Origin of the sequence: Corynebacterium stationis, from assembly GCF_001941345.1 — a bacterium.
Taxonomy (GTDB): Bacteria; Actinomycetota; Actinomycetes; order Mycobacteriales; family Mycobacteriaceae; genus Corynebacterium; species Corynebacterium stationis.
Genome location: NZ_CP009251.1, coordinates 2,731,438 through 2,755,809, shown reverse-complemented (window position 1 = coordinate 2,755,809; position 24,372 = coordinate 2,731,438). Strand labels below are relative to the sequence as shown.

Annotated in this window: 17 protein-coding genes; 8 read left to right on the top strand and 9 right to left on the bottom strand. The window is 55.5% G+C overall.

Annotated features, from left to right (window positions below):
- Window positions 1–35: 35 nt before the first annotated feature.
- The 4 genes from CSTAT_RS12750 to CSTAT_RS12735 all read right to left on the bottom strand — a co-directional run bounded on the left by CSTAT_RS12750 (window position 36) and on the right by CSTAT_RS12735 (window position 8,237).
- Window positions 36–2,201, bottom strand: a complete 2,166-nt coding sequence (locus CSTAT_RS12750; protein ID WP_075723710.1) for a YhgE/Pip domain-containing protein — start codon at window positions 2,199–2,201, stop codon at window positions 36–38.
- The gene (locus CSTAT_RS12745; protein WP_075723709.1) at window positions 2,201–4,777 is read right to left on the bottom strand and encodes a YhgE/Pip domain-containing protein; all 2,577 of its coding nucleotides are present in this window, start codon (window positions 4,775–4,777) and stop codon (window positions 2,201–2,203) included. Before CSTAT_RS12745 ends, CSTAT_RS12750 begins: the two co-directional genes overlap by 1 nt.
- 87 nt (window positions 4,778–4,864) lie before the next feature.
- Complete coding sequence (locus tag CSTAT_RS12740; RefSeq protein ID WP_075723708.1) at window positions 4,865–6,718, bottom strand: FAD-dependent monooxygenase; 1,854 nt, start codon at window positions 6,716–6,718, stop codon at window positions 4,865–4,867.
- Window positions 6,719–6,881: 163 nt separating this feature from the next.
- Window positions 6,882–8,237, bottom strand: coding sequence for an MFS transporter (locus CSTAT_RS12735; protein ID WP_075723707.1), 1,356 nt, complete (start codon window positions 8,235–8,237; stop codon window positions 6,882–6,884).
- A 124-nt stretch (window positions 8,238–8,361) separates the two neighbouring features.
- Between CSTAT_RS12735 and CSTAT_RS12730 the strand changes: the two genes are divergently transcribed.
- Genes CSTAT_RS12730 through CSTAT_RS12705 form a run of 6 tightly spaced genes read left to right on the top strand, consistent with a single transcriptional unit; the run spans window position 8,362 to window position 14,737 of the window.
- On the top strand, window positions 8,362–9,849 hold the full coding sequence (locus CSTAT_RS12730) for a fumarylacetoacetate hydrolase family protein (protein WP_075723706.1): 1,488 nt from the start codon (window positions 8,362–8,364) through the stop codon (window positions 9,847–9,849).
- Window positions 9,830–10,525: a GntR family transcriptional regulator gene (locus tag CSTAT_RS12725; protein WP_075723705.1), complete on the top strand. Its 696-nt coding sequence runs from the start codon at window positions 9,830–9,832 to the stop codon at window positions 10,523–10,525. The genes CSTAT_RS12730 and CSTAT_RS12725 overlap by 20 nt, the downstream gene beginning before the upstream one ends.
- Window positions 10,518–12,032 (top strand): 5-carboxymethyl-2-hydroxymuconate semialdehyde dehydrogenase, encoded by a 1,515-nt coding sequence (hpaE, locus tag CSTAT_RS12720; protein WP_075723704.1) that lies wholly within the window; start codon window positions 10,518–10,520, stop codon window positions 12,030–12,032. Before CSTAT_RS12725 ends, hpaE begins: the two co-directional genes overlap by 8 nt.
- Before the next feature lie 57 nt (window positions 12,033–12,089).
- The gene (hpaD, locus tag CSTAT_RS12715; protein WP_075723703.1) at window positions 12,090–13,166 is read left to right on the top strand and encodes a 3,4-dihydroxyphenylacetate 2,3-dioxygenase; all 1,077 of its coding nucleotides are present in this window, start codon (window positions 12,090–12,092) and stop codon (window positions 13,164–13,166) included.
- A 21-nt stretch (window positions 13,167–13,187) separates the two neighbouring features.
- Window positions 13,188–13,973: a 2-oxo-hept-4-ene-1,7-dioate hydratase gene (gene hpaH / locus CSTAT_RS12710; protein WP_075723702.1), complete on the top strand. Its 786-nt coding sequence runs from the start codon at window positions 13,188–13,190 to the stop codon at window positions 13,971–13,973.
- Window positions 13,958–14,737, top strand: coding sequence for an HpcH/HpaI aldolase family protein (locus CSTAT_RS12705; protein WP_075723701.1), 780 nt, complete (start codon window positions 13,958–13,960; stop codon window positions 14,735–14,737). Before hpaH ends, CSTAT_RS12705 begins: the two co-directional genes overlap by 16 nt.
- On the opposite strand, the gene CSTAT_RS12700 is transcribed toward CSTAT_RS12705, so the two are convergent.
- From CSTAT_RS12700 to CSTAT_RS12690, 3 genes are all read right to left on the bottom strand, one after another.
- The gene (locus CSTAT_RS12700; protein ID WP_075723700.1) at window positions 14,734–16,356 is read right to left on the bottom strand and encodes an HNH endonuclease signature motif containing protein; all 1,623 of its coding nucleotides are present in this window, start codon (window positions 16,354–16,356) and stop codon (window positions 14,734–14,736) included. The two genes, CSTAT_RS12705 and CSTAT_RS12700, sit on opposite strands and share 4 nt — an antisense overlap.
- A 95-nt stretch (window positions 16,357–16,451) precedes the next feature.
- Window positions 16,452–17,534, bottom strand: a complete 1,083-nt coding sequence (locus CSTAT_RS12695; protein ID WP_075723699.1) for a maleylacetate reductase — start codon at window positions 17,532–17,534, stop codon at window positions 16,452–16,454.
- Between the two features lie 15 nt (window positions 17,535–17,549).
- On the bottom strand, window positions 17,550–18,473 hold the full coding sequence (locus CSTAT_RS12690) for an AraC-like ligand-binding domain-containing protein (protein WP_075723698.1): 924 nt from the start codon (window positions 18,471–18,473) through the stop codon (window positions 17,550–17,552).
- 144 nt (window positions 18,474–18,617) lie between these two features.
- Here CSTAT_RS12690 and CSTAT_RS12685 point away from each other — a divergent pair, with 144 nt between their 5' ends.
- On the top strand, window positions 18,618–20,030 hold the full coding sequence (locus CSTAT_RS12685; RefSeq protein ID WP_066839399.1) for an aldehyde dehydrogenase family protein: 1,413 nt from the start codon (window positions 18,618–18,620) through the stop codon (window positions 20,028–20,030).
- Here the strand turns inward: CSTAT_RS12685 and CSTAT_RS12680 are convergent.
- Entirely contained in the window at window positions 20,027–20,683 is a 657-nt protein-coding gene (locus CSTAT_RS12680; protein ID WP_075723941.1) for an MOSC domain-containing protein, read from the bottom strand. The two genes, CSTAT_RS12685 and CSTAT_RS12680, sit on opposite strands and share 4 nt — an antisense overlap.
- Window positions 20,684–20,724: 41 nt before the next feature.
- Entirely contained in the window at window positions 20,725–21,420 is a 696-nt protein-coding gene (locus CSTAT_RS12675; RefSeq protein WP_244892854.1) for an alkaline phosphatase, read from the bottom strand.
- A gap of 75 nt (window positions 21,421–21,495) precedes the next feature.
- Here CSTAT_RS12675 and leuS point away from each other — a divergent pair, with 75 nt between their 5' ends.
- The gene (leuS, locus tag CSTAT_RS12670; RefSeq protein WP_075723697.1) at window positions 21,496–24,339 is read left to right on the top strand and encodes a leucine--tRNA ligase; all 2,844 of its coding nucleotides are present in this window, start codon (window positions 21,496–21,498) and stop codon (window positions 24,337–24,339) included.
- The last annotated feature ends 33 nt before the right edge of the window (window positions 24,340–24,372 follow it).

Below are 24,372 nucleotides of genomic sequence, written 5' to 3'. Positions count from 1 at the left end.
GAGGAGAGACGATGTGCGGACAGTTCCCATCCTAACTACATCATCTTGGTCTTCGCCAGAGCTTTATTTAATCCCGAGGTGTAGTTAGCCAAAGGTTTGCGCAATACCACGCCGAGAATTAAAGCGGGGATGACAAAGAGCAACAGCATAGCTAGCGCAATCCAGTAGTCAGCACCGTAACTGCCAGCGAGCGCCGACCTGAATGCACGGATGGAATAAGTTGCCGGAAGCCAAGGGCTGACGCTTTGGAACCAGTGCGGCAAAAGTTGCAGTGGGTAGGAGCCACCGGCGCTAGAGATTTGTATGACGAGTAGGAATACAGCCAATGCTTTACCGGCATTACTCAGAGCCACTGTTAATGCGTAGACCAACAGCATGAAAATACATGATGAGACCCAGCCGGCCAGTACTAGCAGGAAAGGATGCGCTGGCTCGAGCTTAACGAAGAAGATAAGGCCAAGGGTTAACAATGTAGATTGTGCAAGGCCAACGAGCGCGAAGGTGCCATAGCGCCCAAAGTACTTTGCGAATGGCCCGATCTCCTCAGGTTCTTCTGGTGCCTCGGACGGAATCTCTGCCGTGTCGTCTTCGGTCTCGTTTTCAAGGTCTACTTCCTCGTCGAAGCGGTTTGGGCGATGCTTGGTGAGCTTAGCTGCGACATCGGTGCGCAATGCGACCGCAGCGAGGAGTGCCCCAACCCATAGCGCAAGAGTGGTGTACAGCGGAGCCATCCCTACGCCAAAACTAGCAACAGGGTAAATAGCTTGGCGTTCTACTTCCACGGGGGCGGCAAGCGCTTGGGCAAAGGCTTCTGGATCATCGCCAACAATTGCAGCGATCTCCGATAGATCGCCGGTCCTGCTGGCGGTGTTTATCCGGTCGAGTAAGTCGTCGAGCCTATCCGCGTTTTGGTCTAGGGTGGCACCGACATCGTCAAGCGCTGCACTCGCTCCTGCTAAGGAATCGGTGTTGAGCTGAATATCGCCTTCGGGCAATTCGATGGTGTCGCCGATGCCGCGCAGGGTCTGTGCCAGCTGACTGACTTGGTCACGAATGCCAGAGTTTCGCACATCCTCAATGGCGCTGGATGCCCGGTCTAACGACGAGAAATCAGGACGTTCTGGGCTATCTGAATCCGACGCAGCGCGCAGACGATCACGCACGCTTTCTTGGGCAGCTATAGCCTCATCTAATTGACCGGTGAGGGTCGCGGCTTCGGCCGGAGCTAGCGGGCGAATTCGGGTATTTACGGTGTCCTTGAGACCCTCGTAAGCATTGATATTGAGTTGGACATTGTTCGCCAAAGTATTGAGCGTTTCGGAACGAGTTTCTCGAGAAATGTTGGCTGTTTCGTAGAGTGCATCGATGCGGTCGCCGACAATGGCATAGCTTTCGCGGGTGGCAGATAAAGCACCGTCTAGGGCGTCGGAAGAAGCAGATATATCCGTGATGCCATCGCGAGTGGTGTCAGGCAGTGATGGCCTCGGGGTATCAATAATACGCTGAGCGCTTTCGAGCAGGGGGATAGCGGATTCCGTTAAATCGCCCATTGTTCGCGCGGTTCGCGCGCCATTGCGTAGCTGAGACTGTAGATTTTCGGCACGTGCCTCAATACGGCTGAGTGCATCTTGAGTGTCACCTTGGTCTAAGAAATCAGACAAGGAAGTCACCAATCCCAATGAGACATCACCAATGGTGCGGGTAAAAGTCTCCGAAATATTAGCCGATATACCCTCGGCGCCTTTATTAGCAATGGTTGGTGCTAGCGCATTCTTTTTCTCGTTGGTGTGCAACGCGATTTGGGCAGGCTGAGAACCATCGGCGTAAAAGGTCAGCATGTCATCGCTGAAAGTGGAGGGCAAGATAATTGACGCGTAGTATTCCCCTGATTTGGTTCCTTCAATGGCATCAGAGGGGTTCGTGATGACCCAGTCCATTTGTTCATTCGCGCGTAGTTGCGACAAGACCTGGTCTCCCGCATTGACCTCGATGGGGAAGAAATCACTGGTGTAGCCATCATCTTCACTGGCGACGGCAATCTTCAGGTCTTTGGTATTACCGAAAGGATCCCAGGCAGCCAATACGTTAAACCACGTAAAAAGCAGGGGAATGATGATAAGAAAGAGCAACAGGCATGTCGCCATGACACTGCGGCGGACTTTGGAGAAGTCATTTTTAACAACAGACAGGGCATCCCGCATTATTTCTCCCCTTCCGTAGTCTCTGAAGCTGGTGATGCCGCGATGGCGTGAAGTCCGCTGGCCTGGGCAGAAACAGACTTGTGCAGAGTTTGGTCATCCATCTGAATAATTTCCTCGGATTGTTTCAACGACTTACGGATGTAATCGAAAGCAATCACCAGGCCCATGAGCAAGAGTGTCCAGGCGGTCCACAAGCCCAAAAGAAGGGCCTTAGCATCGGGAAGCGCCCAAGCGGCAATGGTGAGTGCGATGATTCCGACCACGCCAATGCCGGCGGTGACATGAATGCGACGGGTGTACCTTTCAGCTTCGTTCTTGATGCTTTCGGCAAATCCTTCGCGATCTTCCAACGCGCGAACGATGTCGGCCAAGCGGTAGCCATCGCCGACAACTTGAACGTTTTCGAACTCGATGAGCTCGCTTTCCGCCATCTCATGATTAAAAACTGTGCTGAAATGCCCGAGGTTTTTACGCAGAATGATGCCGATGAAAAAGGCGACGCCTCCCATGAGCGCGAGCATCCCCATGAACTGCAGGTAATGCGTACCGTAGAAACCGCCAATGGTTTCGCGCAAGGCGTCAATGCCATAGGAAAACGGGAGGAAAGGATAAATAGCCTTGAAGAATCCGGGCAGAAGCTCAATGGGATAAAGGCCTGATGCGCCGGGGATCTGCATGATGACCAGCAAGACGGCGATGAACTTACCCACCAGCCCGAGAGTGGAGGCTAAGGCATAGATGATGCTTAGATATGCCAAGCCCACTAGGACGGCGGTGCCGATGAAAGCCAAGGCATTGACGGTTTGCACACCGATGATCAGGTTACCTGCGGCAACGATAATGGCCTGTAACGCGACCATAATCGCCATTAGGATGAATCGTCCCACATAGGCTTGTGGAACGGTGACGCGCTTGAAGCCTTCGGTGTCAACTTCGACGCGGAAGACCACGATGAGCATGAAGGCGCCAATCCATAGCGAAAGATTGGTAAATAGCCCGGCCATAGCAGAACCATAGGAGTTGACCTCATAGACCGGTTCGCTATTAATCGTGACTGGGTCGGCAAAGAATGAGCCAATTTCATCGGAATTAAGGCCAGTGATGGTCTGGAGCTTTTCGGAATTGGAGCTTGCCGTCAACGCAAGGATATCGCTGCGGACATCGCGTACGCCGTCCTCTAACCCAGCTAAGGTGATATCAAAATCGTCCAGTGCGCTGCGGGTGGATTCCAACTGTGACACCACCCCATCGATGAGGTTATTGGCCTCGCCGAGGGTGGCTCGTTGACCTTCTAAAGACCCAGCGAATGAACCTGCGACGGTGCTGAGATTGCTCAAAGTTCTATTTAAAGACGGGATTCCATCGCCGACGGCGTCGCGTAGTGCTTGTGTAGCCGCGCTGGTATCTTGCGCGGCTGAATCGATGGCACCAGCGGCCTGAGAAATAGCATTGGCGGTATCGGCAGTCTCGGAATTCAAGCTAGTGACATCACCCAGCAGGCGCTCGCTGGCGGCATTGCCGGCTTCCAAGCGTTGCAGCGTGTCTTCTAAAGGTGCTGCCAGTTCGGGGCTTAGCGCGCTGTCATTGAGTAAGCCTTGGACTTGTTCGATGGCAGATTTACCAGCCTGAATGGCATCGTTAGTTTGCTGGCCTGCAGTATCTAAGCGCCCGCTGGTTTGCTGCAAGGTGGCATTGATATCGGCGATGGAAGCATTCGCGTTGGCGGTGCCTTCCGCGACGGCGGTGGTACCATCGACGAAAGCCGAGGTGGTCTGGTCGGTGAAGTTGGTGACTTCGGTTTGGATTGACTCTGCTAGATCTTGAACCTGCGCGAGGGCATCTTGACCTTCGATAAGAGCCTGGTCGACTTGCGCGACGGTGTCCTTAGCTCCAGTCATTGAAGCCTCGGCCTCGCTCAGACGGGCTTTAAAATCATCCAATCCCCCGCGCGCGGATCGAAGATTCGCGGCGGTTTCGCCGAATGATGTATTCGTGGTGTCGCGGGCATCCAGGATGGCATCTTCTAAAGATTTTCCCTCATCGCTGATGGATTTCGTTGCAGCAGTGGCAATTTCTTGTTTCAGTGCAGCGGTGATGGCCTGATCTACGGCCGTGGCACCTGTATCAGTGATCTGCGGCGCGATGGCGCTGGATTTCTCATTGACCCGGTATTCCAAGGTAGGCTGGGTCAATGTACCTTCTGTGATCGCCAGAAGATCCGCTGTGAAGTTCTTGGGTATGATAATGCTGGCGTAGGTTTCCCCTCGCCGCAGCTGATCTTCTGCGGTGTCAGCATCCTGTAGCTGCCAGCCTAATTGATCATTCTCAGCCAGCTGTTCGGTGATTTGCTTACCGACATCCAAGTGACCGATGGTCTCAGAATCACCTCCGAGATCCTCATTGACTACGCTAACTTTAATGTTTTGCGTATTGCTATAAGGATCCCAGAAGGCAGCAATGTTGAACCAAGAATATAACGCTGGAACAAAGAGCAAGCCAATTAAAATGATCCACGCTTTGGGCACTTGTCCTAAGCGTTTAACGTCACGAGTAAATATCTTCCAACTTTGGCGCACGCAGGCGAGTCTACTCAGAGATTTTAGCCTTGTTAAACTCAACAAACCCCAAAGTGATTTTACCGATGAATTACTTTTAAAAGAGATCTACTGGGCAATGAGATTGTTCGCAAAGTAGGCATCGACAAGCTCTGGCTTATCCAGAGGCAAGACCGCACCGACGTACTGATCCGGGCGCACAATAACGACAGCGCCATCACGAGAGATTCCACGGGCATCAAAGATGTCCTGGTCCTTATCCGCATTCCACACGTTCTCCCAGTTAGTGATCTTGTACCTACCGTTAAGGGGGCGGAAAATGCGTGGGGCATCCGCATGCTCATAAGTATGGTGATGTTGCTGGTAAATCACCTTGACATCAACCAGAGCATTTTCATCGGCACGCTCTGGGGTGTACTTGGCAATAGCTTCGCTGACAATATCAGCCCACTGCACCACCGGCGAGTTTGAATCATCGGCGGTCGGTGCCGTCTGGTCCGCGAAGACATAGATGCGGTAGCGGCCATCGGCGAAATGCTGATGACCAAGATGTAGCAGGCGTGCATCCGCGCGACGCTTAGCAACATAAGACTTAAACCGCTTGCCCACCGGGAAACCAGTGGCCAGATCCTGATACGTCGTATCACCCACGATGGCATTCGATGCGTACTCAGTGAGCATGCCAGCAGCAAATTCTTCCGCGGCCACGTAGTACTTCTCCACGGCCTCCGGATCATCGAGTTCCTCAACAGGGGTAGCCATCAGCGTGGACCACTCGCGGTCAAAATTGATCAGATTCTGTGCTGCTGGCTGGCGCTCACCGTGGTACGTGCACAGCAAGTCTTCCGGGGCGCGGCCATCAAGCACATGCCCTAGCTTCCACGCGATATTGAAGCCATCCTGCATGGAAACATTCATTCCCTGACCCGCCTTTGCGGAGTGGGTATGGCAAGCGTCGCCGGTGAGGAACACCCGCGGTCTCTTATCGTGATCGTGGAAAGAATCCACTAGACGATGACCAACCTCGTAGACCGAATGCCACGCCACTTCCTTAACATCAATGGTGTACGGCGCATAAATCTCATTTGCCTTGCCCACGATGGTGTCAATGGTGGTCTTGCGGATCTGACCATTGTCATCTGCCGGAACCTCGCCCAAATCAATGTACATGCGTGAAAGGTAGCCACCCTCACGCGGAATGTGCAGCGCCGAGCCAGACTTCGAGTGAATAGCAGCCTTGGTGCGCCAATCGGGGAAGTTAGTTTCCACCACAACATCCGCCACACCCCATGCGTGATTGGCCTTATCCCCGGCCATCTTGCGGCCGATGGACTTGCGTACCGCCGAGTGCGCACCGTCGCAGCCCACAACGTACTTGGCACGAACGACGCGCTGGTTGCCTTCAGTGTCTTCTACCGTGACAGCAACTGGGTACTCCCCTTCTTCGCTGACTTCGAGGCCAATGAAAGCCCAGCCGTAATCCGGGGTGATGCGAGCTGGGCCCTGCTTGGCAAAGCGGGCAAAGTAATCCAGGACGCGTGCCTGGTTCACAATCAAGTGCGGAAACTCGGAGATTCCAAACTCATCATCCAGTGGACGCGCGCCGCGGACAATGTTGTCCGGGTTCTGCGGGTCCTTGTTCCAGAAGGACATCTCCGTGATCTCATAAGCTTCATCGGTGATTTCGGTAGCGAAGCCAAAAGCTTGGAAAGTTTCAACGGAGCGGGACTGGATGCCATCTGCTTGACCGAGTTTCAGGCGATGCGGGCGACGCTCAATCAAGCGAGTGTTGACGTTCGGGAACATCGACAGCTGTGCCGCGGCAATCATGCCCGCGGGACCGGAGCCCACAATGAGCACATCCATTTCATCGGGAAGTTCTTCTGCGCGGTCCACGCCGTATCCCTGGGCGGGCAAGACGCGTGGATCTTCAGATACGTAGCCATTGTGGTGAAACTGCATGTGGCGCTCCTTGTGCACGATATGAGTGATTCAATAACCGGGGTATGCCGTGTGAGGCGGCTCAATGCCACGCCGATTGTGACTTAGACCCTATATCGGTGAATCATATATGATATTCCAAAATTGAGCAACGTATCACAATTAATTCCTGCGGTGATGGGGATTAGTTCTTGCTGAAGATGAAGTGATTAGAGGCTTGCTCATCTTCATGGTCAGTGGACAGTGGAATGCCCTTGCGTTCCTTCAAGAGGAATGCGCAGATAAAGCCGATGACACAGGCGCTGACCAGGTAGATAGATACCGCGGTGGTGGAGCCGGTGGCTTCCACGAGCGCCGCAGCGATCATGGGGGCGAAGGCGCCACCCAGGACAGAACCCAGCGCGTAGGTGATTGATACGCCGCTGGCGCGAATCGATGCTGGGAATAGTTCGGCGTACATTGCGGATTGCTGGCCATAGGTAAGTCCCAGACCGACCGTCAGTGCAATAAGTGCGAAGTACAAAAGGCCGAGGTTGGCGGTGTTGACCAGTGGGAATAGTGCTGCAGCGGCGATGGCTTGGAGCACGAAACCGATGAGGTAGGTCGTGCGGCGGCCAATCTTGTCGGAGATAAATCCCGCGAACAGAGTAAAGAGCATCCAGGTAAATGCAGAGAGTGTAACCGCGTTGAGGACATCACCGCGGGCAAGACCTACGGGGCCATCTGGGTTGGAGGCATAAGACTGGATGTAGCCACCGGTGGTCATGTATCCCACTGTGCCATTGCCGGCGAAGACCAAAGCGGCGACGATGACCAGTGGGGTAAAGCGCTTGAACAGCAGCTTTGCGGGGTTTTCGGCTTCTACTTCCTTGCGTTCAGCCATCTCTTCAAAGACTGGGGATTCATCAACGCCCATGCGTACGAAGTAGCCCACGGCTACCAGGGCAATGGAAAGCAGGAAGGGTACGCGCCAGCCCCACTCCATGAAAGCATCACCTGGCGCAACCCAGTTCATGATGGATAAAACTGCCGATGACAACAAAAGGCCGATGGGTACACCAATCTGGGGGCCGGCGCCGAACATTCCGCGCTTTTCCTTGGGTGCGTGCTCAACTGCGAGCAGGACTGCGGAACCCCACTCACCACCAGCGGAAATACCTTGAATGATGCGCAACAGGATGAGCAGCAGTGGTGCAAAGTAGCCCAGCGTGTCATAGGTGGGCAGCAGGCCGATGAGGGTGGTTGCCCCGCCCATGGCAAAGAGGGTGACCATCAGGACGAAGCGGCGGCCCAGGCGGTCGCCATAGTGCCCGGCTAAAAAGGCACCCAGGGGGCGGAAAAGGAAGGAAATTCCCACCGTCAGAAAGGCGATGATGCTGGCTAGGCCACCTTCCAGTGGGCCGAACATGACCTTGTTAAATACGAGGCCGGCGACCGCTGCATAAAGGAAGTAGTCGTACCACTCGATGGCTGTGCCGATCGTGGTGGCCGCAAGCACTTTGCGGCGTTCGCGCCGCGAAACGCTGGTTGTCGTGGTCATTGAAACCCTTTCAATTGTGGTGCTACTTGTAAAAGTTGGGAGTTTGTGAGTTGACCCACTTGCCCAATGGGATGAAATGATATACGATTTGTGTCAAATATCAATGAGCAGAAAGGAATTCTTCGTGGCTGTTCCTTCGTTCCTCCCGGATCATCCGGGCAAAATGATTGCCGTCCATGTGGCATTTGAGTCGCGGGCGGCACAACGTGGACGTCGGCCTAAGTATCCGAGCTACTTCATTAAGGCAACTAGTACTCTCGCGGAATCTGACGGAGTAGTAGAACGCCCCGCCGGCACTGAGTTGTTGGCGTTTGAAGGTGAAGTCGCTTTGATCATCGGCAAGCCGGCGCGCAACGTCTCCCTTGACAAGGCTTGGGAGCATGTTGGCTATGTTACTGCGGCCAATGATATCGGTTTATACGACTACCGGGCGCAGGATAAGGGCTCTAATACCCGTTCCAAGTCGCGCGATGGCTACACCCCGATTGGGCCAGAGCTTATCGATGCCCAAAGTATCGACCCCAAGTCCCTGCGCCTGCGCACCTGGGTCAATGGCGACGTTGTGCAAGAAGACGGCACCTCCGATGAAGATCTGATCTTCCCGCTGGCGCAATTTGTTGCAGACTTGTCGCAGCACATGACCTTGGAAACCGGCGACATTATCTTGACGGGAACCCCAGCTGGCTCGACCGTCATCGTTCCTGGTGACGTGGTCGAGGTAGAAGTCGATGTCCCTGGTGGCGTGACTTCGGGTCGTTTGAAGACCACCGTCGTCGAGGTTGAAGCCTCCTTTAACCCGGCAGTGGGCATGTTGCCGAATGTGGATGACAAGCAGCGCGAAGATGCATTCGGTGACCGTGAGTCCGCTGGTCTGCCACCAGTTGAAGATAAGCAGACCATCCCGCCAGAGCTGAAGGCCAAGCTGCAGAAGGCTCCAACCGCGGGTCTTTCTGCTCAACTGCGCAACCGCGGCAACGTGGATTGCTTTATTGAAGGTGTATTCCCACAAACCACCGGCACCAAACTGTTCGGCGTGGCGCGTACCTTGCGCTTTATTCCTTTCCGCCCGGACCTGTTCAAGTCGCACGGTGGCGGACTGAATGAGCAGAAGGCCGTCTTTGATTCCGTGCGCGAAGATGAAGTCATCGTCATCGAAGCTCGCAGCACGCGTGAGGCCGGAACTTTAGGCGATATCTTGGCATTACGTGCACAAGCTAATAAGGCTGCCGGCGTGGTTACCGATGGTGCTGTGCGTGACTATGAAGAAGTAAAGCGCATTGGCCTGCCGATCTTTAGCCAGGGTCCGCACCCATCAGTTCTAGGCCGTAAGCACGTGCCATGGGATTCCGATATCACCATCGCTTGTGGCGGAGTGGCCGTGCAGCCAGGAGATATCATCGTCGGCGATGATGACGGCGTTCTTGTCATCCCGCGCGATATCGCCGAAGAGGTCGTCGACGCAGCACTGCGCAAAGAACACGAAGATGAATGGGTAGCAGCCCGCGTTGCCGAAGGCGCAAGCCTAGATGGCTTGTTCCCGCCAACCGGTAAGAACAAAGAGGCCTACCAAGAGTATCTAGCGGCGAACTCTGATGACAACGCACCTAAGTAATCAATCCAAAGCGGAGCAGGCATATGCGTGGATTCGGGAGAAAATCCGCACCCGCGAGTATGAACCCGGATACCGCCTGGTGCTCTCGACCATCGCCGATGCACTGCAGGTCAGCGTCGTTCCAGTACGTGAGGCTATCCGGCAGCTCGAGGCCGAAGGTTTGGTCACCTACGAGCGCAACGTGGGCGCCAGGGTTTCCACCTACAACCAAGCGGTGTACTTCGAAACCATGGAGACCATCGCGGTGCTCGAAGGTCGAGCCACCGCCCTTTCCGCACCACTGTTGACCGCGGAGGATCTGAATGAAGCCCGCCGCATCAACCAACAGATGCGGGACCTGCTGAAGGATTTTGACCCGCTCGAGTTCACGCACCTTAATAAAGAATTCCACCAGACGTTGTTTAGCAAGTGTCCGAATTCCAGGTTGGTGCAGTTGCTTTTCGATGAATGGGAGAACCTCGAATATTTCCGCGTTTCCACTTTCCGCTATGTGCCACACAGAGCAGAGCAATCGGTGGAAGAACACGACAGATTAGTAGCGCTAATCGAAGCGCAGGCAGAAGATTTCTACATCGAATCCCAAGCCCGCAACCACCGCCTGACAACCGCAACGACCTACCGCCAACGTTTAAATTCCGAAAATCATCACGAAGAACAAGGAGTGCACAATGACTAACAACGATGCAGCAAAGCCACAGGATCTGCCAGAGAAGATCCTCCACTACATCAACGGTGAATTCGTCCCATCCGTCGACGGCGATGAGTTCGACGTCATCGACCCAGTCACCAACCAGACCTACATCAAGGCAGCTTCCGGTAAGCCCGAAGACATCGACAAGGCAGTAGCTGCGGCTAACGATGCCTTTAAGAACGGCCCTTGGTCCTCCATGCTTCCTCGTGAGCGTGCCCGCGTGCTGGACAAGATTGCAGACGTCGTGGAATCCCGCGCTGAGGTTCTCGCAGCCTGGGAGTCCTTCGACTCCGGTCTGCCCATCACCCAGGCCACTGGCCAGGCAAAGCGTGCCGCGGAAAACTTCCGTTTCTTCTCTGACCTGATTGTCGCGCAGGCCGATGATGCCTACACGGTTCCAGGCCGTCAGATCAACTACGTTAACCGCAAGCCAATCGGCGTTGCTGGTCTGATTACCCCATGGAACACGCCGTTTATGCTGGAGTCCTGGAAGCTTGCACCTGCTTTGGCTACCGGTAACTCCGTTGTGCTCAAGCCAGCAGAGTTCACTCCGCTGTCCGCTCAGCTGTGGGCTGGCATCTTTGAGGAAGCTGGCCTGCCAAAGGGCGTATTCAACCTGGTCAACGGCTTCGGTGAAGAGGGCTACGCTGGTGACCCACTGGTTAAGCACCCAGACGTGCCACTGATTTCTTTCACCGGCGAATCCCGCACCGGCCAGATCATCTTCGGCAACTCGGCTCCTTTCCTCAAGGGCCTGTCCATGGAACTTGGCGGCAAGTCCCCAGCTATCGTCTTCGACGACGCTGACCTGGACACCGCGATTGATGCCACCATCTTCGGCGTATTCTCCCTTAACGGCGAGCGTTGCACCGCTGGCTCCCGCATCTTGGTCCAGCGCGGCATCTACGACGAGTTCGTCGAGCGCTACGCAGCACAGGCTAAGCGCGTCAAGGTTGGCCTGCCATCTGATCCTAAGACTGAGGTTGGCGCACTGGTTCACCCAGAGCACTACGAGAAGGTCACCTCTTACATCGAAATCGGCAAGCAAGAAGCAAAGCTGGTTGCCGGCGGCGAGCGCCCAGAGGAGTTCCCAGAGGGCAACTTTGTTCAGCCAACCGTCTTTGTTGACGTGGATCCAGAAGCACGCATCTTCCAGGAAGAAATCTTCGGCCCAGTCGTAGCCATCACCCCATTCGACACCGATGAAGAAGCACTGGAACTGGCCAACAACACCAAGTACGGCCTGGCTGCGTACATCTGGACTTCTGATCTGAAGCGCTCCCACAACTTCGCACAGAACGTTGAAGCGGGGATGGTCTGGTTGAACTCCAACAACGTGCGTGACCTGCGCACCCCATTCGGTGGCGTTAAGGCTTCCGGTCTGGGTCATGAGGGCGGCTACCGCTCCATCGACTTCTACACCGACCAGCAGGCTGTTCACATCAACCTCGGTGAAGTCCACAACCCAGTCTTCGGCAAGCAGACCGACTAATCCGAAGTTCCTTCCTATTCCCTCACCCATTCCTCCCTCTATTTACAAGGAGTCATCATGACTGAAGTTCAAGCTCCAGATATCTTGCGCTGTGCATACATGGAGATCGTTGTTACCGATCTGGCTAAGTCCCGCGAGTTCTACGTGGACACCCTCGGCCTGGTTGTCACCCACGAAGATGATGAAGCAATCTACCTTCGTACCTACGAAGAGTTCATCCACCACAACCTGGTCCTGCGTAAGGGCGACACCGCTGCCGTAGCAGCATTCTCCTACCGCGTTCGTTCCCCTGAGGATCTGGACAAGGCTGTTGCTTTCTACGAAGCACGTGGCTGCGAAGTTCGCCGTAACCCAGAAGGCTTCACCCGCGGCATTGGTGACTCCGTGCGCGTGGTCGATCCGATGGGCTTCCCATATGAGTTCTTCTACGACGTTGAACACCGTGAGCGCCTTGCATGGGCGTACGATGCCCACATCCCAGGTGCCCTGGTGCGCTTGGATCACTTCAACCAGATCACTCCTGATGTGCCAAAGGCCGTCGACTACATGGAAGACCTGGGCTTCCGCGTTACCGAAGACATCCGGGATTCCGAAGGAACCGTCTACGCTGCGTGGATGCGCCGCAAGCCAACCGTGCATGACACCGCAATGACCGGTGGCAATGGTCCACGTATGCACCACATCGCTTTCGCAACGCACGAAAAGCACAACATCATCGCTATCTGCGACAAGCTCGGTGCACTGCGCAAGTCGGATGCCATCGAGCGCGGCCCAGGCCGTCACGGCGTATCCAACGCTTATTACCTCTACCTGCGCGATCCAGACGGACACCGAGTAGAGGTCTACACCCAGGACTACTACACCGGCGACCCAGACAACCCAGCCGTGCACTGGGACGTTCACGACAACCAGCGTCGTGACTGGTGGGGAACCCCAGTTGTACCTTCTTGGTACACCGACGGCTCCCGCGTGCTGGACCTCGATGGCAATATCCAGCCACTAGTAGAGCGCTCGGATGCATCCGAAATGGAAAAGACCATCGGCGCCGATGGTTTCTCCTACACTCGACCAGAAGACGAAGAAGAACTGCCCGAGTGGAAGCAGGGCGAGTACAAGTTGGGTCACCAGCTTTAATCGCAGGAGGAGTAATCGACGATGCTATCTCAACAACAGCTAGAAGACATCGCTAAGCAACTGCATGAAGCGGAAAACAGCCGCACCATGATTCCGCGTTTGACCGCCACTTACCCCGATATGACCGTGGAGGATTCCTACGCGGTGCAGGGCAAGTGGGTTGAGCGAAAAGTCGCCGACGGCAAGCGCTTGGTTGGCCGAAAAATTGGCCTGACCTCTAAGGTCATGCAGGAAGCCACCGGCATTACCGAGCCGGATTATGGCGCGATTTTCGAAGACCAGATCTTTGAAAACGGCTCTGTCATCGAGCACGCACAGTTCTCGAATGTGCGCATCGAGGTCGAGCTGGCATTCGTGCTCAAGGAAGACCTGTCGGGCCCAAATGCCACCATCTTTGATGTGCTGCGCGCGACCGAATACGTCGTGCCTGCGCTCGAGATTCTGTCTTCGCGCATTGAGATGGAAGGCCGCACCATCGTCGATACCATCTCCGACAACGCCGCGCTTGGCGCCATGGTCTATGGCGGCAACCCCGTCGCACCGGACGCCGTGGATCTGCGGTGGGTCTCTGCCCTGCTCTACCGCAACGAATCCATCGAAGACACCGGCGTCGCCGCGGCCGTGCTCAACCACCCAGCGATGGGCGTTGCTTGGCTTGCCAATAAACTGCATGCCCATGGCGAGAGCCTCAAGGCGGGCGAAATCATCCTGGCTGGTTCATTTACCAAGCCAATGTGGGTTCACCCAGGCGATACCGTCAACGCCGACTACGGCGAGCTAGGAGCAATCACATGCCGTTTCCAGTAGAACTTCCAGACAATTTTGCCAAGCGCGTCACCGATTCGGACAGTGCGCAGGTAGGACTCTTCATCTCGTCGGGCTCGGAAACCAATGCAGAGATCGCCGCTTCCGCAGGCTTCGATTGGCTGCTTATCGATGCCGAGCACTCCCCTTACGGCCTTGAAACCGTCACCAGCTTGCTGCGCACTGTTGCGGCCTATCCTGCTACCCCAGTGGTACGGATTCCAGTCAACGACACCGTGCTGATCAAGCAGTACCTGGACTTGGGTGCGCAAAACCTCATGGTTCCGATGGTGCACAACGCCGAGCAAGCCGAAAAGGCAGTCGCCGCGATGCACTATCCACCCCGCGGAGTTCGCGGTATCGGTGCAGCACTGGCACGTTCCTCCCGGTTCAATGGCGTCGATGACTACCTGAACAAGGCGAGCGAGACCGTGAGCCTTACCGTCCAGGTCGAGTCTGCCGAAGCGGTAGAAAACGCCGCAGAAATCGCTGCCGTCGATGGCGTCGATGCTATCTTCATCGGCCCTTCCGACTTGGCTGCTTCCATGGGTCTTTTAGGCCAGCAACAGCACCCTGACGTGCTTGCTGCTGTGGATACGACCTTCAAGGCAGTCCGCGATGCCGGCAAGCTCGTTGGCATCAATGCCTTCAATCTCGAACAAGCCCAGGCCTATATCGATGCTGGCGCATCCTTTGTCTGCGTCGGCGCTGATGTTCAGCAGTTGGCGAGTGCTACCCGTGCCCTCGTGGAGAAGTTCAAGGGCTAGAACGGTGGGTCTCCAGGATTGGTAGGAACCTTGGCGGGTTCCTCCGATTCTTCTGACTTCTCGGTCTCGTCATTTCCTTTCTCTTTTTGCTTCATAATTTCTTCGGCAAGCTCGTGCGCGAGCTTTTCGGCTTCTTCCAGAATCCGCCGTTCGTTTTCTGCGCGTTCATGCTCCAGAAGTTTCTTCTGAATCCGTGCCCATGGCGCGATGCCGTCATTAATATCGAGGTCGAGGCCCATTTTGTGGATTGCTTCGAGCAATGCGAAGACATTGTCATTCAAATGGAGCGGATTTTCTCCTTCAAAGTCACCTTCGCGCAGTAATGCTTGAGCTAATTTCACGTCATCAACCCATAACTCGTCGATAATGTCGCGCTGGTCTTGCTCACGCTTGTCATCTTCGGCGCGCTTTTTGTAGTACTCATCGATGGCATCGGCAAGTTCATGCGCACTTTCCCGAGCATTCTTGCGCCGCGCTGCAATCTTCTGTTCAAAAGTCTGCAGCCAATTCTTCGCACCTTTACCGATAGGTCCGTCTTGTGCTGTGTCTGAGACCCAGCTGCCGTCCTCGAAGAGCCAGTACACGACATCCGAGATGGGGTCGACGATATACATCGCGCGAGTATCAGTCTTGATGTTGTGATGGTGCTGGCACAGGGCGAACAGATTCGACGGCGAGGTCGGACCACCCTCATCAAAATTGTGGCGATGGTCCAGCTGGCAATTTTGTGCAGGAACCGAGCAGCCTGGCCACCGGCAAGTGCCATCGCGGCCCTCGACGAAGGTACGAATGGCGTCGGTGGGTTGGTAGCTTGCGGTTTCCGCGTGAGCAGCTACGTCGGCGTCGATGATGGTTGCGCCCTCGCGCAGCCTTTCGACGGTCTCTGGACCTACCCACCCGAATCCTTGCAGGAAGGCTGGTGCGTTCTCAATGTCCTTTGCGCTAAACAGCACCAGCTTGGTTACTGCATCCTTGGCTGGGGTGTCGCCGCTGAGGACTTGCAGCATGGCCTCCGCGCGGGTAATGCCTAGTGCATCGGCGGTTGCTTTGACGCAGTCCTCGGCTCTTTGGATCTCCTCGTGCGGTGCTTCTACCGCTAGTGAGGAAGAGTTAGCGGTTAGCTTGTCTTTAACCATGCGGCGCTGCGGACGTGGGTCTTTAACCGGAACGCGGTCATCGAACTCATTGACAAGCTCTCGGACTCGCTGGCTGATGTGTTTTGCCGAAGGGAGCTGCTGATTTTCTAGGCGTGGAGTGAGATAGTGAGCAATCTTGCCGTCTATCTCTTGGATGATGTCCTCCCCTGCATCATTCCCGAGCTTCGACAGGGCTGTATCGATGGCGATAACTCGTGGGAAATCCAAATGCCAGTGCTTTTGAAGCACCGCGTATAACTGCGGCAATTCGTTGGTGAGACGTTGTAGGGCGAGGAAAGTTTTGGTGACTACTTTGACAGATTGCCCATAGTGGCGGGCGCACTGTTCGGAAACTAATTCGAAATCTTCTTCTAGTTCAGGAATTAACTTGAGCCACGCTTCGTATTCGGCGTAGCGAGCGGCGGTGTAAAGTTGGGCTAAAGGTTGGGATAGGTTGTTAACTGCATAAAAATTATCAGCCATAACATTCTCATCTGTTTAGAACTAACTTTCAAACATGATGATATAGCCACTGATTACTCTCGCTCTAGTTCGAACAAACAATCGAAATCAAACTGTTATCTCATGTTCGAGCGCGGGAAAATATCCTCGCCAGTCCATGCGGTAAATAGAATTCGTGTGATGTCATCTAGGGAGGCTTCACGTGGGTTTCCGTAGGATTCCTCGTGTACTTGGCGGGCGATACGCGGGATATCTGCATAAGACATTCCCAGCGATGCCAAGGAGACAGGGGCTCCTAGTTTGGTAGCCAGCTCCCACAGTCGTTTCGCGGGATTCTTCGTGCCACCGAGCGCACGCGATAATGCCCCCACAGCAGTTGGTATTTCTGGCTGGTTAAACGCTAGAACATGCGGCAACATCACGGTGTGAGTCTCCGCATGTGGGAGGTTGAGCGTCCCGCCGAGAGCGTGGCATATTTTGTGGTGGAGCGACATCGTAGTGGAGCCTAGGCAAGCGCCGCAGAGCCAGGCGCCATAGAGGGCATCGCTACGCGCCTGAAGGCTTTCTGGGTTGGCCGAAATCGCGGGCAAGGCGGTGGTTAATGCGCGAACGCCCTCTTCTGCCATGAGCGAAACAATTGGTGAGCGATCGGGTGCGTAGAGTGCCCCCACAGCGTGCGCGATGGCGTTGAATCCACTGGTTACCGAGGTATCTACCGGCAGGCCCGTGCTAAGTGAGGGATCGTAAATAACACTTTTAGGCAGGACCTTCTCATTGCGGCCGGTTTTCTTCTTGCCAGCAGCCGTACTCCCCCAGACCGTGGTCATCTCTGAACCGGCATAAGTCGTTGGAATGGCAATAGTGGGCAATCCCAGCTCAAGTGCCACGGCTTTGCCCAGTCCAATTGCAGAACCACCGCCGATGCTCACGCAGCCATCAGCGCCTAAGTTTTCAACCTCGGCGATTACATCCTCGGCTAGCTCTTGAGGCACGTGCATGACTGCCTTGGGGATGGTGGTGAGATGGGAGGCGCCGAGGGCATCGGCAAGCAACTGCCCCAGTTCTTTCCGGCCCGGCGAACACAACACCACAACCTTTTTCAGTCCAAGGTGTTCAAGCTCTTCTGTGATGACATCAAATGCCCGCACGCCGAAGCGCACGCGCATGGGAAGTGCCTGGTAGGTGAACTGCTGGGTCATATTCTTCTCCCCTATCTATGGTCGCGAGACGCGGGTGCGAAAGGCGCTCGGTGACTCTCGGAACTCTGCTTTGAAAGCGCGCGAAACCTGCGAAGGGTCATGAAGGCCGTAGCGCGCGGAAATGGTGGCGATGGAATCGCCTGTGTGTAAGGGGTTGGCTAAATCGGCGCGGATGCGTTCTAAGCGCCTAGTTCGAATATAGGCGCCCACGGTGGTCTTATGCGCAGAAAAGCGCATGTGTAGCTGACGCACGCTGACAAACAGCGCCTGGGCGATAGACTGTGGGCCCAAATTGGCGTCAGCAAGATGCTTGTCGATGTACTTTCGTGCCTGCTCAAATAACAAATTCTCAGGCTGCGAATCCAGCTCAGAGGCGAATACCGCCACCAACATATTCAGCGCTGACTGCAATAGCGCACCTGCGTGTGGGCCTTCAAGGACTTCGATATTGTCTGCGAGCTGTTCAAAGAGCGGAACCATGACCCTGCCCAGGCCATGGTCGCGGGAAACTGGGCGTGCTGTGATTGTCTCAATTTGAACTGGGGTGAGGTGCAGATAGCTGTGCGGAAAAAGTACGACGAGCGAATGCTGGTCTTGTAAATACTGCAGCTCATACGGACGGTGGGTGATATACAGAGCCAAATCCCCCGGATTCAACTGACATTCGCGGCCATCTTGGCACAGCGTTGAATTGCCGTGCAGTTGCAAACTTAGCTTGCAATAGGAAATATCCGCGTCCTGAATGTCGCCGGCGCGCCGGGCGACAGAGTGCGCGCCGGTGCGCATATCAAATAGAGACACATCCCCTGCCGTGGCAGCTTTTAGCTCTACCTGGAAAGATGCGGGATCGTGGGCGTTGATATGCAGCTTGCCAAAAGCCTCGTCTGAAGCAATGCGCCACTGGTTAAGATCCAGATGAGAGGCGGGTAATTGTGGCATAGCCCAACTATATCGCCTGACAGGTGGGTAAGAGTCTCGTTTGGAAACAACAACTGTGCGCGCAAACACAACACGAAAGTTACGTGAGCTATATCCTAGTGGTTAGTGTAATTTTCACGGTTACTAACTAATAAGGAGCACGTCGTGTCTCAGTTCGATACCTACGATTCCCTACTCAATTCCATCGTTGCGGAATCTGGCGATGAAGTAAAAAACCCAGCCACCGGTGAGGTCGTCGGCATTGCGCCTGCTGGTACCCCAGAAGATATGGAACAAGCCATTGCGCGCGCCCGCGATGCGCAAAAGGACTGGGCCAAGCTGGGTGAGGAAAAGCGCAATGAGCTGCTGCTCGCCGCTGCTGATGCCATCGAAGCTGCCGCAGAACCCCTAGCGGAGCTGCTTTCTCGCGAACAGGGCAAGCCACTCAACGGCCCGAATGCCCGCTTCGAGGTCGGCGCATGCTCGGCGTGGCTGCGCGCTACTGCCTCCTTTGAATCCCCTGACCACACCGTTGTGGAAGACGGTGAGACCACCGCGAAGGTCTTCTACCGTCCGCTCGGCGTGGTTGGCGCAATTGGCCCATGGAACTGGCCAATGATGATTTCCGTATGGCAGCTGGCCCCAGCATTGCGCATGGGCAACACAGTTGTCATGAAGCCTTCCGAATACACTCCGCTGTCTGTTCTGGCGCTGGTCAAGGTCATCAACAGTGTCCTACCGGAAGGCGTGCTCAACATCGTTACTGGCGATGGCAAGGTGGGTGCAGCGCTATCGACGAGCCAGGGCATCGACAAGCTGATGTTCACCGGCTCTACCGAGACCGGCCGCAAGATTGTGGAATCCACCGCCGCTTCCCTTGCGCGCGTGACCTTGGAGCTCGGCGGCAACGACGCGGGCATTGTGCTTGACGATGTCAACGCTAAGGAAATCGCTGAAGGTTTATTCTGGGGCGCATTCATCAACACCGGTCAGACCTGTGCCGCAATGAAGCGTCTATACGTTCCGGAATCCATCTATGACGAGGTCGTGGACGCGCTCGTTGAGGTAGCCAAGAACATGCCGATGGGCGTGGGCCTGGAAGAAGAAAACGTGCTGGGGCCGCTGCAGAATAAGCAGCAGTTCGATATCGTCGACAAGCTGGTCAAGGCTGCTAAGGACGGCGGAGCACGCGTACTCGTCGGTGGTGAGCCTGACTACGACCAGCCGGGATACTTCTTCCCTACTACCCTGGTTGCTGATATCGACAACGACAACCCACTGGTTGCTGAGGAACAGTTCGGCCCAGCCCTGCCGATCATTAAGTACTCGACTGTCGATGAAGCCATCGAGATGGCCAACTCCCTCGATGTGGGTCTTGGTTCTTCAGTCTGGTCCGCTGACCGCGAGCGCGCCCTCGAGGTCGCATCGCAGCTCGAAGCCGGTACCACCTGGATCAATGCCCACGGCAACGTGGACCCGCGCATCCCATTCGGCGGTACCAAGAACTCCGGCTACGGCGTCGAGTTCGGTGTCGAAGGCCTCAAGGGGCTGGCCTACCCACACGTGGTGAACGGCTAATTTGCCCGCTCTAAACGGCGCGCAAGCTGTTCGTGGTGATGCCCAGGTAAACAATGGGCATTCACCACTTTTTCTAGGTTTTCTTTGGCGCCCATCTTCACGGCGAAAGCTTCAGCCATGGTGACTCCGTGGCTCGGTGCTTCTTCAAGAATCAGCTCATCATTCGGGGTGATGGTGCCAGGGGAGATAACTCGAAAATAAGCACCGCAGTCGCCGCGTGCGGTGAACTTTTTCACCCACCCATTTTCTGCTAACCACGCGGCAAAAGTCGCGCACGGGGTGCGGGGGACTGAGACCTCTAAAACCGCGGTTCCAATTCGAACGCGCTGATTGATGACAAGACCACCCAGGTCGATGCCGTGGGTGGTGAGGTTTTCTCCAAAGGAGCCATCGACAAGCTTTCTTCCTAGCTCATCCTGCCAAAAGTCCAGCTCTTCGCGCGAGAACGCATACACGGCTTTGTGTGCGCCGCCGTGGTGCTGGTCATCGCCAATAAAATCTCCGGTCACGCCGGAGCCGTCGCCGTAGTTGGGCCCGGGCGCGAACACAGAGATGGATTCGGCCGGCTGCTTATCGATCCCGGTGCGGCTGTAAGTACCAGCCGCATTGTCGCGGGGGACGGCAATATTGGTGGAGGCAACGCGTGCGTTCATGCAGTCCATTAAACCACCAGCCAAAAACTGGTGATTGCGAACTACTTGAATTGGCGGATCAAACGGTCAATCGCGGAGGTGTCAATGGAGACAACGCCCACGGATTGGGCGAGTGCTACCAGCGCGCCAATGACAGCAGCCATGATGCCCGCGCCCGCAAGGCCAGAGAAAGCGTTGCTGGAACCAGAAGCAACAGGCTTCTTGTCGTCATCGTCGTTGCCACCGGTGTTGCTGCCGTCGGTCCACCAGGCGTTTTTCGCTAGCTTTGCGATGTCAGTGTTGTCAATGTAGTCACCGCGCACCGGGTCGGTGCCCTTGACCTGGCTCATGATGTCTTCAGAGCCCGCGCCCTTGAAGAAGAAAGGAACAACCTGGTTGGTGTGGTTACCGGAGTACCACTCGTGAGTCGGCAGGGTAGACGAGTCACCGGCCATGACGTTCCACTTGCCGTCTTCTGGCTCATTCATGCCGGAGAGGTAGCCGGTTTCGTGGTCAGCGGTAACAATCAACAGGGTTTCTTCCCAGTTGGAGTTGGTCTCGACCCACTCGATGGCAGCGTCAACGGAAGCGTTGAAGTCCTGCATTTCTTCAATCTCACGCGCGGACTGGTTAGCGTGACCAGTCCAGTCAATGGCGCCGCCTTCAATCATGACGGAGAAACCATCGTCGTCCTGGCCCAGGACATTCAGTGCGCCGGGGTGGACGTTCGAGCGACCTGAATGTGATGGACTCGACATCATGATGTGGCTAAGCGCAGGGGAGAAGTATCCAACTTACGCTGCTGGTGGGTTGACCTACTAGACTGTGATGCTATGACGAACCCTAGTGAAACCACTACGCACCGCTATACCCCGGAACTGGCGACTGAGATTGAACAGCGCTGGCAGAAGTACTGGATTGATAACGGCACTTTTGATGCTGCCAACCCAGTAGGGAAGTTAGCCACCGATAAGCCATTGCCGAAGGACAAGCTCTTTGTGCAGGACATGTTCCCTTATCCTTCCGGTGCGGGTCTTCACGTTGGTCACCCACTGGGTTATATCGCAACTGACGTCTTTGCGCGCTATAACCGCATGCTGGGCAAGAACGTTTTGCACACTTTGGGTTATGACGCTTTCGGTCTGCCAGCGGAGCAGTACGCTATTCAAACTGGTACGCACCCACGCACGACCACGATGGCGAATATTGAAAACATGCGCCGTCAGCTGGGCATGCTGGGCTTGGGTCATGACCAGCGCCGTTCGGTTGCAACCACGGATCCAGAATTTTATAAGTGGACGCAGTGGATCTTCCTGCAGATTTACAACGCTTGGTTCGATGAGGATCAGAACAAGGCGCGTCCAGTTTCTGAACTGATCGCAGAATTAGAAGCAGGCTCCCGCACCACCAAGGATGGCGCTGTTTACAACGACTTGTCCAAGGCTGAGCAGGCTAAGGCTGTCGATGAGTTCCGCCTGGTTTACTTGTCTAACTCCACCGTGAACTGGTGCCCGGGTCTGGGTACGGTTTTGGCGAATGAGGAAGTTACTGCTGATGGCCGTTCTGACCGCGGCAATTTCCCAGTCTTCCGCAAGAACTTGAGCCAGTGGATGATGCGCATTACCGCGTACTCCGATCGCCTGTTGGATGATCTGGAGCTGCTGGATTGGTCGGACAAGGTCAAGTCCATGCAGCGCAACTGGATTGGCCGTTCCCGCGGTGCAGAAGTTACTTTCGATGCCCAGGGCCACGACATCCGCGTATTTACCACGCGTCCTGACACCCTGTTTGGTGCTGAGTACATGGTGCTGGCTCCTGAGCACGAGCTGGTGAAGGAACTGGCAAGCACCGAAGATTACGGTGCGGATATCAACACCAAGTGGACCTATGGCAAGAGCAACCCGCAGGATGCTATCGCGGCTTACCTGAAGGACATCGCGTCCAAGACTGAGCTGGAGCGTCAGGAAAACAAGGAAAAGACCGGTGTATTCATCGGCGCTTATGCCACCAACCCGGTCAATGGCAAGCAGATCCCAATCTTCATTGGTGACTATGTGCTGATGGGCTACGGTACCGGCGCGATTATGGCTGTGCCAGCGCACGATACCCGTGACTACGAGTTTGCTACTGAGTTTGAACTGCCGATCACCGAGGTTGTTTCCGGTGGCGACATCACCGAAGAGGCATACACCGGTGAAGGCACCGTGGTGAACTCCGCGAACGATGAGGGCCTGGACATCAATGGTCTGAGCAAGTCCGATGCCATCGCCAAGACCATTGAGTGGTTGGAGTCCAAGGACTTAGGCGTTGAGAAGATCCAGTACAAGCTGCGCGACTGGCTCTTTGCCCGCCAGCGCTACTGGGGCGAGCCTTTCCCAATCGTCTACGACGAGGAAGGCCAGGCACACGCGCTGCCTGAGTCGATGCTGCCGATTGAGCTGCCAGAGGTTGAGGACTACCAGCCGGTGTCCTTCGATCCGGATGATGCTGATTCTGAGCCACAGCCACCATTGGCGAAGGCCAAGGAGTGGATTGCGGTTGAACTCGACCTGGGTGAGGGAACCAAGACCTACTACCGTGACGCGAACGTCATGCCGCAGTGGGCAGGTTCTTCCTTCTACCAGCTGCGCTACATTGACCCGGTCAATGATGAGGCAGTAGTAGATATTGAAAATGAGCGTTACTGGACTGGTCCACAGCCAGACGTTCACGGCCCGAATGATCCAGGTGGCGTTGACCTGTACGTCGGCGGTGTGGAGCACGCCGTGCTGCACTTGCTGTACTCGCGTTTCTGGCACAAGGTGCTCTATGACTTGGGCCATGTCACCTCCAAGGAGCCATACCGTCGCCTGTACAACCAGGGCTACATCCAGGCTTATGCCTACACCGATTCTCGTGGCATCTACGTACCAGCAGCCGAGGTAGAGGAGAAGGACGGCAAGTTCTTCTACAACGGTGAAGAGGTCAACCAGGAATACGGCAAGATGGGTAAGTCGCTGAAGAACGCGATTGGCCCGGATGATTTCTGCGAGGAATTTGGCGCGGACACCCTGCGTGTTTACGAGATGTCCATGGGGCCTTTGGATACGTCTCGTCCATGGGCAACCAAGGATGTTGTCGGTGCGCAGCGCTTCTTGCAGCGTCTCTGGCGTCTGGTCGTCGATGAGACCACCGGTGAAATCACGGTCTCGGACGCAGAGCTTTCCGATGAAGACTTGAAGCAACTGCACCGCACCGTCGCCGGAATTCGTGATGACTACGACCACCTACGCGCGAATACCGCTGTGGCGAAGTTGATTGAGTACACCAACTATCTCACCAAGAACTACGGCAAGAGTGTTCCACGTGCCGCAATTGAGCCAGCATTGATCATGACTGCGCCGGTTGCGCCGCACATCGCGGAGGAGCTGTGGAACAAGCTCGGCCACGAGGACACCATCACCTTCGTTGACTTCCCAACTTTTGATGAGCAATGGCTCAAGGACGATGAGATTGAGATTCCAATCCAGGTCATGGGCAAGGTCAAGTCCCGCGTTTCCGTGCCAGCAGATGCCGATCAGGAAACGGTGCTGGCCGCCGCGCTTGCCGATGAAAAGATCGTCGCGCTTACCGATGGCAAGACCGTGGTCAAGAAGATTTACGTCCCTGGACGCATGGTTAACCTGGTCGTGAAGTAAGAAAGCAGCCCGGCAGCTTTCTTACGAGCCCAT